Source organism: Acidithiobacillus sulfurivorans (genome assembly GCF_018853815.1).
Taxonomy (GTDB): Bacteria; Pseudomonadota; Gammaproteobacteria; order Acidithiobacillales; family Acidithiobacillaceae; genus Acidithiobacillus; species Acidithiobacillus sulfurivorans.
The window spans coordinates 1-8,688 of record NZ_JAAOMP010000022.1; the positions used below are offsets into that span (position 1 = coordinate 1).

Consider the following 8,688-nt stretch of genomic DNA (forward strand, 5'->3'; position numbering starts at 1 on the left):
GTGTTCCAGAAAGCGGTATTTGAGACGACGCGCGAAGGCAACATGAATCTGCTGACCGATAATGGCCCAGATGAGAGATTCGTATGGGGATGCTATGCGTACGGGGCGCATACCGCGGAACTGCTCCTGAAGTTGACGTAGGGGAGCATCCTGTTTTCCGAGGGCGAGGAAATAGCGAGGGTTTTGGTCAAGGTTCAGGGTATTCCTGGCCCAATGCAGCCCGGCATCGCGGATGGCCCGAGAAATTTTCCGGTCACTTTGTATTTCCACGAAAAGTGCCGGGTGTTCAACGTCTTCTGACTCGCTGCGCAAAACCAGGAGGACTGGAATTCCGTCCAGATACAGCATCCGCTGCAAACCAGCATTGGGATCCACGTTTTCGAGAACGGTGGAGGGAGAACTCCACAGATATTCCATCGCCCAGCGAAAGCTGTAGGGCGGATCCACGGGCAGCGGGATAGTGACGCGATTTCCTGTCATAGGTCAGCCACCTTGGCCTTCATGTAGTCTCCATGTGCCGTCTTTCCCCTGTCCAACGGAAACGCCCTCATACGCCAGCAGTCTGGCCTTCATGTTGTCGCCACCACCGGAATATTTCCCCAGGCGGCCATCTGCACGGATGACCCGATGACAGGGGATAACGAAAGGGAAAGGATTCCAGGCCAAGGCGTTCCCGACGGCTCGACTGGCGCGTGGGTGTTCCAATCTCTTCGCCAACCATCCGTAACTGCGCACTTCTCCTCTCGGAATTTCCTGCAACTTCTTTAAAACTTGCCGCTGGAATGGCGTATGGGACGGGAACAAGAGTGGACCGCGATAAGCCCTATCTCCCAGTACAGATGTGAGTATGTCGGCGATCATCCGTGCGCTCATAGCATCGTTTCTGGCCGGAAATCTGCCATAGAGCCGATAGATATCCAGGAGTAATGTCAGTTCGTCGCCGGATAGTAGACAAAGATATTTTTCGGCATATGCGACGTACAGTTTCCCGAAAGGGGTTTCCAGTACAGTGTGGTACAAACTCTTCGGTACTAATGTTTGGGTCTGCATGGAGATGCCTCGTCACCTGCGATGGGTAAATGGTATGCTAGCGACCGGCTAAATGTTTCATGAGCGGTGGAAATATGATTGAAGATCCGGACGTCGCTTCTGTGGCAGCGCTGATGGCTGTTCCCGCCAGAGCGGAGATTCTGCTTGCACTCATGCACGGCCAGTCTCGACCAGCCGGTGAATTGGCCCGCTTTGCTGGACTGTCCCCCCAGGCAGCGACCGCGCATCTCAAAAAATTGGTTTCCGGAGGCTTTCTGGCCATGGTGACGTCAGGAAGACATCGGTACTACCTGCTGGCCAGTCCGGAGGTGGCGCAGGCGATCGAAGCCCTCATGCCGCTGGCCCGCTCTGCGAGATCTTCCCCGTATCCGAAACCTGCCCAGCCCCTTCAAAAAGCTCGGTCCTGCTATGATCACGTGGCCGGGCAGCTTGGTGTTGCCATGACGGACGCCTTGGTCCGTAAGGGCTACCTTATCGAAAATGAACGCGACTACAGGGTCACAACATCGGGCGCGAGCTGGTTCTGCGATCTCGGTGTAAATATTCAGCCAGATCCCCGGAGCCGCCGGGCGTTTACCCGTAAATGCCTAGACTGGAGCGAACGGCGTTACCACCTCGGGGGCGTACTGGGTGCGGCCATGCTGGAAACTTTTCTTGACTCTGGATGGCTGGCACGCAGCAGTTCGCACCGTCGGGCTTTGCGCATTACCCACGCTGGCCAGACCGAGTTGTGGCGCTATCTCGAAATCGAATTGCGATGAGCAGGATTATGGTACTGAGCAGGAATATCGCTGCAAGCGCGTAGAACCCGTTGAGATAGGCCTGCATTTCCGCATGTCGCAGCAGAACCTGCTGAAGCAATGTGAACTGTGCTGGCAGCGATGACGTTGGCAGTGCGTTCAAATAATCATGGAGAGCCGGATTGAAGGAAGTCACAAATCCTCCCAGATGATTCCAGGCGCTTTGTGTGCAATGGCTCAACAGCGTAGACATCAGGGAGACCCCAATGGCACCGCCCAATACCCGCATCACGCCAAAGAGGCCAGCGGCATCCGCTGTTGCGGTTTTGGGGAGAGAGCGAAAGGCGAGCGTGGCGATGGCGGTAAAAGCCATTCCCAAACCGATCCCTTGAAGGATTCCAGGCCACAAAGCCGCCGACAGCCCGATATGGAGATCATACCCAGTCATGGCATATCCACCGACAGCACTGATCACGCATCCAGTTAACGCCCAGACCAGAGGCCCGGTGCGATGGATGAGGCGTCCGGTTAGCAGCATCCCCAACATTGCCGTGATCCCGCGGGTTGCGGAAATCCATCCTGCAGTCTCTGGCGGGTAGCCGAGCAGATGTTCCAGGAATATCGGCTGATAGGTCACGATGCCGTAGAAACCCGCGCCAAAGGTGATCGATGCTAGTGAGGCGATCCCAAAATCCCGATTCCTCAGCAAACGGAGATGAACGATGCTGTCGCCTCGAGTCAGTGCCCGCCAGAGGAAAAAGCCGAGCGTCAACACGGCCAGTATGGTCAGAATCACGATCCGCTGCGAACTGAACCAACCCATCGTATTGCCTTGGTCCAGCACTACCTGTAGGGCACCCAGGCCGATGGCCATGCCGGCGAAGCCCAGAAGATCAATACGGCGTTTTTCGATAGTGGTGGAGGGACTGCTGAAACGGTAGACCAGCATCCAGGCCAATAAGCCTGCAGGCAAGTTCACGTAAAATACCCACCGCCAGTCCAGATGGGTAACGAGGATGCCACCAATCACCGGCCCCAGAATGGGACCCGCGACTACGGCAAGACTCCAACGCGCCGTGATTCGTCCTCGCATTTCCGGGGGATAGGCTTCTATCAGCATGGCCTGTGCCAAAGAAGGGAGAGGCGCTCCAACCAAACCCTGAAGTAGACGCAGAAAGACGATCTCCATCAGATCCTGACTGACTCCGCAAAGCCCGGAAACCACGACAAATCCGCCGAGACTGGCCAAGAGTAACCGGCGTCGTCCCCATCGCGCCGCCAGAAATCCAGTCAACGGCGTGGAAATGGCGGCCGCGACCAGATAACTGGTCACTACCCAGCTAATCTGGGAGGTGTTGGCAGAAAGGCTTCCGGCCATATAAGGTAAAGCCACGCTGACGATAGTAACGTCCAGCACCTGCATGACGGTGGCAGCCAGCAGCGCCACACTGAGCCAAAATCGATAAGGAGGTGATGCCGATGCGTCCTGCGCAACGGTGTTGCCTTTTGCTGGAGAAAGGTTTGTTGACATGCGCGCATACTACTGGCTGCGCTACGGTCAACGTTTCATTGGATGATGAACAAACCCTCGCTCTCATCGAACCTTGTCGCCCGATGATAACACGCCACCAGCCTTCATGATTCAGTATTTTCAAACACTCAACCGGGCCCATTTCTGGAGACAGGCTTATCGGTGCCCAGGACCTTCAACGCAATGCATCAATGGCATTCTGGAGTAGGTCACTAGGTAGATGATTGAGTCCTTCGGATACGGACAGACGCAGGGCGGTATATGGAGTGTTAATCAGCGTCATTCGTTTGCCATCTGTCAGAATCAGGTATTTACAGCCCCATATCGCGGAATATGAATCATTAGTCATTTGAAATATCAGGTGCATTAGCGAAATACTGAGGTTTCCCCCCAAGGTGTCGACGATCATAGCCTGTACTGCCTCCGAAATGGCCTTTTGCGGGTGTTTTTCTGTTGAATTCGGCAGTAAAAATAAATTACAGACATTCACGGCAATTGGTATTATCGAGCAGCGTGAGCCCTACCAGGTGGAACTGGACGGGGGATTCCAACCCTATCGGCGGGACGTATGCTGGTTCCCTGCCGAAGAGGCCCCCATTCGGCCTATCCTTGGGGGGCTGGAGTTCTCAGCCGGAAAACCGAACTGGGGCTACCAATTTCGCTTTGAAGTTTTCGTCATTAGCGATCACGATATGAATGTAATTGCTGCAGCAATGGGAGTTGATTTCGCTCGTTAGATGCTGGCCTGACAGACCAAACAGTTATCTGTCCGCTGAATTATCCACAGGGCAGGGTGCGTCACGTCTATGGCGTGAGGCAGCGCATGCCCTCTATTAACAGGTTGAATCCATGGATCGCTTCTATCGGCTCTCCCCACTCGGCCCGGACTACGGCACCATCTATAGCCATGGCGACGGCACCTGCCAAATCTTCTCGATCGCAATTGTCGGGTAGTAGGCCCTCAATCACTTTACGCATCTCCGTTTTGTGTTGATTAACTCTATGCACGATTTCTGGCATTGTTCCCATTTCCCCCAACGCGTTGATGAAGGCACATCCCCTAAAAACAGGGTTAAAAAACCATTCCTGTAAAACTGGTTCAATGGCCAGAAGATTGTTGCCGTACCTTTGAAGAGCATCCTGAAACCAGGATATCCATATACGATGACGATAATCCAGAAAGGCCAAAATCAGATCGTTTTTACTCGGGAAGTGGCGATAAAAGGTCACCTTGGTGACGCCCGCTTCAGCAATGATGCGATCCACACCCGTGCTGCGAATGCCTTCACGATAAAAAAGTGTGTGCGCCGTGCGCAGAATGCGCTCACGCGCAGGAGGTTTGGTCTGGTCCATGAGTGCGGGATTGGAAGGTGTATCCATCATGACATGGTAGACAGATCGTTCCATGGTGTCTAGAATTGTCCGAAGTAGACAGATCGGTCTACCTTAAACGTTCTCGAAACAGAGGAGAGCACTAACGATGCAAAGCAATACGCTGATTCCCCCATTTTCAGAAGAAACTGCCTTACTAAAGGTGCGGATGGCCGAAGACCTTTGGAATACTCGCGATCCTGAACGAGTCGTTCAAGCCTATACCCAAGATACGACCTGGCGTAATCGCACAGAGTTTCCAGTGGGGAGGGAGGCGATCAAGTCTTTCCTGGAGCGCAAGTGGGTCAAAGAGTTGGACTATCGACTGATCAAGGAACTCTGGGGTTTCCGTGATCATCGGATGGCCGTACGGTTCGCCTATGAGTGGCACGACGATTCCTGTCACTGGTACCGCAGCTATGGTAATGAGCTGTGGGAGTTCAACGAGCTGGGCCTGATGCAACGCCGATTTGCCAGCATCAACGATTTGCCTATCCAGGAGAATGCGCGGAAATATCACTGGCCTCTGGGCAGAAGACCCGATGATCACCCAGGTTTAAGCGCTCTAGGCTTGTAGGCGTCTCAAAGATAAATCAAGGATATTCTAACCCCTGTAATCGCCGCCGGATGACCGCAAACATTGCCCAGCCGCCGTTGAGCCTTGATTGACGGCATCAGACTGATAACGGTCATTCACCCATAAACGCTTAAGCTCAGCCGACGCCGAACCGCGCCACCGGTTTGGCGGTCGGCTGGAGCGCCTGGTTGGGCGTCAGTGACACCCACCAGTTCGCGTGCATTCGCATTGATTCCTAGCCCTACGAAGTGCACGTTCCTTTGTGGCCTGATCAAATGGCGGCGGGCTTTTGCCCGGGGAGCCATAGGTTGATGTGGCCTTGTGGCAGGCTTGACATAGAACCTCAGCGTTACCGATGTCGTTTCCACCATCACGCCGAACATGGTGAACTTCAAGCTCTCTTGTGCGGGTACATCTAGTCATTGGAACTCCTCCTTTTTCACACCATAATGAATATATTACTGCATCTACCTATCTGTCTATGTATCCAGTTCTGACGCCCAACGCTGGAGTTAAGCGGCGCGCGGCTTTTCGCGCGTCCGCTTGGACGAATTGTTGGACGAAGCCGCTACGCGGAGGAGTCGCCTACTGCGGCGCCACGAATTATTCTGCACCTTCACCCCCTCAATGCTGAGGGATTGATTCTGCAATATTTCGTGAGGACAAACCAGCATGAAGACTCCCACCGCCGATCACTTTGAGCGGCAATACCAGACGCATCTCAAGCACCTCAAGCTTAAAGGCTTGCAACCCAAGACCATCGAGGCGTACGCCCGCGCCATCCGCCGCATCGGCAACTACTTTGATTATCAGATTGACGCGTTAACCGCAGCACAACTCACCGATTACTTCATGGATCTGGTGGCCTCGCACTCCTGGAGTTCGGTCAAGCTCGACCTGTACGGGCTGAAGTTCTACTACGCGCACGTCTTGCGCCAGCCCTGGGTCGCGCCCGGTCTGATCAAGCCTCCCAGGAGCCAGCGCTTGCCGGACATCGTCACGGTCGACGAGGCCCAGCGGCTGTTCGCAGCCACCCGCGTCGTCAGCTACCGGGTGTTCTACTTCACCCTCTACAGTCTGGGGCTGCGCCTGGGCGAGGGACTGCGGCTTCAGGTCGGCGACATTGATGCGGTACGCGGGCGCGTGCATGTCCGCGACGCCAAAGGCAATCGGGATCGCTTCGTCCCGCTGCCGCAGGCAACTCACCAGATTTTGCGCCGCTTCTGGCGGGTGCATCGCAACCCGGTGCTGCTGTTCCCCAATCGCCACGGCGGCAGACAAGGTGCGGCAAGTGCCACCACACCGATGGATCGCGCCGGCGTGCAAACCACGCTGCATCAGGTGATCGCATCCTGCGGCCTAAAAAAAAGATTACGCCACACAGCCTGCGTCACAGTTATGCCACCCATCTGATTGAGGCCGGAGTCGATCTGCTTGAGGTCCAGAAATTCCTCGGCCATCATTCCATTCTCACCACCGCCCGCTACACCCACCTGACCGATCAGACCAGACATCACGCCCTCGACCGGATCAACGGTCTGATGGATGGCTTCTCCATCTCCTGGGGGCCGGTCAAATGATCCGCCTGGCGCAGGTCATCAATACCTTCGAAGCGGACTTCCTGGCGCAGTATCGGAACCGACTCACGCCTGATCACCATCGTGCGTTGGCGGCCATGAAGCAATGCCGCACAGAAGCCAGCCCGAAGATGCAAGTCCAATGCACGGAATGTGACTATCGGAAGCTGGTGCCGCACTCTTGCGGACATCGCCACTGCCCCCACTGCCAGCACCATGAGAGTCAGCAATGGCTGGAACGCCAGATGCAGAAGCAGGTGCCGGCCGAGTACTTTCTGCTGACCTTTACCCTGCCGTCCGAATTCAGGGCGCTGAGCTGGGCGCACCCGCGCGTCATCTACGATTTGCTCCTGCGCTGCGCTTGGGAGACGGTGCGCACTTTCAGCCACAATGACAAACAATTGCAAGGCACGCCCGGCGCCATCGCGGTGTTGCACACCCACACGCGGCGGCTCGATTACCACCCGCATGTCCATCTGGTCATGCCGGCAGCGGCGATCGACGACCAACGCCGGCAATGGCGCACCAAGCGCCGGAACCAGGCAAAAGGTGGCTATCTGTTCAACCACAAGGCGCTGGCCAAAGTGTTCCGGGCGAAGCTGCTGGCGCACATCGAAGCGGCTGGATTGACCTTGCCAGACCATTACCCCATGGCATGGGTGGTAGATTGCAAATCCGTGGGCACCGGCGAGAAGGCACTCCTCTATCTGGGGCGCTATCTTTACCGGGGCGTCATCGCCGAGAAAGACATCCTCGCCTGCACTGCCAGCCAGGTCAGCTTCCGTTATCGCAACGGCAAGACCATGAAGCTGGAACGGCGCACCGTGTCCGGCGCACAATTCCTGTGGCTGGTGTTGCAGCATGTGCTGCCCAAGGGATTCAGACGTGCGCGCAACTTTGGCTTTCTGCACCCCAACTGCAAACGCTTGATCGCCTTGCTGCAGGTGCTGCTCAGGTGCGCTTCAATCCAGGCGGCGGCATGGGTCAAGCCGCGCGCCCCCATTCTCTGCGCTTGCTGCGGTGCGGTGATGTTGATCGTGCGAACGCGGATTCGGTCAGGGTATTCAGAGGGCATGCCACCGCCCATAGCTCCCGAGGGAGGGCATTGACCATGTAAGCGCCACGCCCTTCGGCAGGCATCGGGAGCCAGCGCCCGCAAGCTGAGGCACCGGCTTGCCTTGAATCTGGGCAATTCGCAGCAGCATCGACCAGCCAACGAGTAAAATGAACATCGGCTACCGCAGCGGCAGGCACGAAGCGGGTGGAATAGCCCACATCCTCCAAGTGAAACTCCAAATCGGAGTACTTCCCAAATATATATTTCCTGTGCAGCCCGGTCGGCGCGCAGAACCGGGCTCGTCCAACAAACGGTTAGATCGTGGCTTCGCACGATCTAACCTTATTCGTTAGATCCATGACCCACAGAGTAAATAACCATATGTGCCATCAATAATATTGAAAAAGCGCTGGGATCATGAGCATCGTCAACAGTACCCGCCCAGACTTGAAATGAGGTTTTTCATGGACAGATTCAAGGCATAAAATCCAACATAGGTACAACATAACGGTGCAACATTGTACAAATAATTGGTTAATAATATATTTTATTAACTATACGTCCAGTCGAGCATGGGGGCAACCGATAATACCTGTTCATTTAATATAATTTTTATGTCTATCATATAGTTAATAACATCTATCCACCTGTGAAGCATCATTATAACTTTTTTTACTATATCGACTTAATCTGACGACAATCCAACTATCGGCTGTAGTCCTACGACACTGGTTTCCAGAAACTCCAAAAAAGCGCGTATGGTATGAGACTGATAAGCTGGTTGT

Annotated in this window: 9 protein-coding genes and 1 pseudogene; 5 read left to right on the plus strand and 5 right to left on the minus strand. The window is 55.0% G+C overall.

Annotated features, from left to right (window positions below):
- The coding region (locus tag HAP95_RS01060; RefSeq protein ID WP_215882605.1) for a DNA glycosylase family protein at positions 1-480 on the minus strand (480 nt) is incomplete at its 3' end.
- A gap of 3 nt (positions 481-483) precedes the next feature.
- Positions 484-1,050: a methylated-DNA--[protein]-cysteine S-methyltransferase gene (locus HAP95_RS01065; RefSeq protein WP_163056456.1), complete on the minus strand. Its 567-nt coding sequence runs from the start codon at positions 1,048-1,050 to the stop codon at positions 484-486.
- 74 nt (positions 1,051-1,124) lie between these two features.
- On the opposite strand from HAP95_RS01065, the gene HAP95_RS01070 reads away from it, so the two are divergent.
- On the plus strand, positions 1,125-1,811 hold the full coding sequence (locus HAP95_RS01070; RefSeq protein WP_163056458.1) for an ArsR/SmtB family transcription factor: 687 nt from the start codon (positions 1,125-1,127) through the stop codon (positions 1,809-1,811).
- Here HAP95_RS01070 and HAP95_RS01075 read toward each other — a convergent pair.
- On the minus strand, positions 1,756-3,321 hold the full coding sequence (locus HAP95_RS01075) for a DHA2 family efflux MFS transporter permease subunit (protein ID WP_215882606.1): 1,566 nt from the start codon (positions 3,319-3,321) through the stop codon (positions 1,756-1,758). The two genes, HAP95_RS01070 and HAP95_RS01075, sit on opposite strands and share 56 nt — an antisense overlap.
- Positions 3,322-3,716: 395 nt before the next feature.
- Between HAP95_RS01075 and HAP95_RS01080 the strand changes: the two genes are divergently transcribed.
- Positions 3,717-4,058, plus strand: a complete 342-nt coding sequence (locus HAP95_RS01080; protein WP_368356529.1) for an EVE domain-containing protein — start codon at positions 3,717-3,719, stop codon at positions 4,056-4,058.
- A gap of 67 nt (positions 4,059-4,125) precedes the next feature.
- Here the strand turns inward: HAP95_RS01080 and HAP95_RS01085 are convergent, their stop codons facing one another.
- Positions 4,126-4,728, minus strand: coding sequence for a TetR/AcrR family transcriptional regulator (locus HAP95_RS01085; protein ID WP_215882607.1), 603 nt, complete (start codon positions 4,726-4,728; stop codon positions 4,126-4,128).
- Between the two features lie 73 nt (positions 4,729-4,801).
- On the opposite strand from HAP95_RS01085, the gene HAP95_RS01090 reads away from it, so the two are divergent.
- Entirely contained in the window at positions 4,802-5,269 is a 468-nt protein-coding gene (locus tag HAP95_RS01090; RefSeq protein ID WP_215882608.1) for a nuclear transport factor 2 family protein, read from the plus strand.
- Between the two features lie 195 nt (positions 5,270-5,464).
- On the opposite strand, the gene HAP95_RS17435 is transcribed toward HAP95_RS01090, so the two are convergent.
- Positions 5,465-5,692, minus strand: coding sequence for an HNH endonuclease (locus HAP95_RS17435; RefSeq protein ID WP_215882609.1), 228 nt, complete (start codon positions 5,690-5,692; stop codon positions 5,465-5,467).
- Between the two features lie 249 nt (positions 5,693-5,941).
- Between HAP95_RS17435 and HAP95_RS01100 the strand changes: the two are divergent.
- Together HAP95_RS01100 and HAP95_RS01110 are read left to right on the plus strand one after the other, a co-directional pair.
- Positions 5,942-6,849 (plus strand): annotated as a pseudogene (locus HAP95_RS01100) (tyrosine-type recombinase/integrase).
- Positions 6,846-7,955, plus strand: coding sequence for an IS91 family transposase (locus tag HAP95_RS01110; protein ID WP_215882611.1), 1,110 nt, complete (start codon positions 6,846-6,848; stop codon positions 7,953-7,955). The pseudogene HAP95_RS01100 and the gene HAP95_RS01110 overlap by 4 nt, the downstream one beginning before the upstream one ends.
- The last annotated feature ends 733 nt before the right edge of the window (positions 7,956-8,688 follow it).

Bases quoted from the DNA above. Each gene is read 5' to 3' on its own strand.
- HAP95_RS01065 (WP_163056456.1), bottom strand. From the start codon at position 1,050: ATGCAGACCCAAACATTAGTACCGAAGAGTTTGTACCACACTGTACTG.
- HAP95_RS01110 (WP_215882611.1), top strand. From the start codon at position 6,846: ATGATCCGCCTGGCGCAGGTCATCAATACCTTCGAAGCGGACTTCCTG.
- HAP95_RS01075 (WP_215882606.1), bottom strand. From the start codon at position 3,321: ATGTCAACAAACCTTTCTCCAGCAAAAGGCAACACCGTTGCGCAGGAC.
- HAP95_RS01070 (WP_163056458.1), top strand. From the start codon at position 1,125: ATGATTGAAGATCCGGACGTCGCTTCTGTGGCAGCGCTGATGGCTGTT.
- HAP95_RS17435 (WP_215882609.1), bottom strand. From the start codon at position 5,692: ATGACTAGATGTACCCGCACAAGAGAGCTTGAAGTTCACCATGTTCGG.
- HAP95_RS01085 (WP_215882607.1), bottom strand. From the start codon at position 4,728: ATGGAACGATCTGTCTACCATGTCATGATGGATACACCTTCCAATCCC.
- HAP95_RS01090 (WP_215882608.1), top strand. From the start codon at position 4,802: ATGCAAAGCAATACGCTGATTCCCCCATTTTCAGAAGAAACTGCCTTA.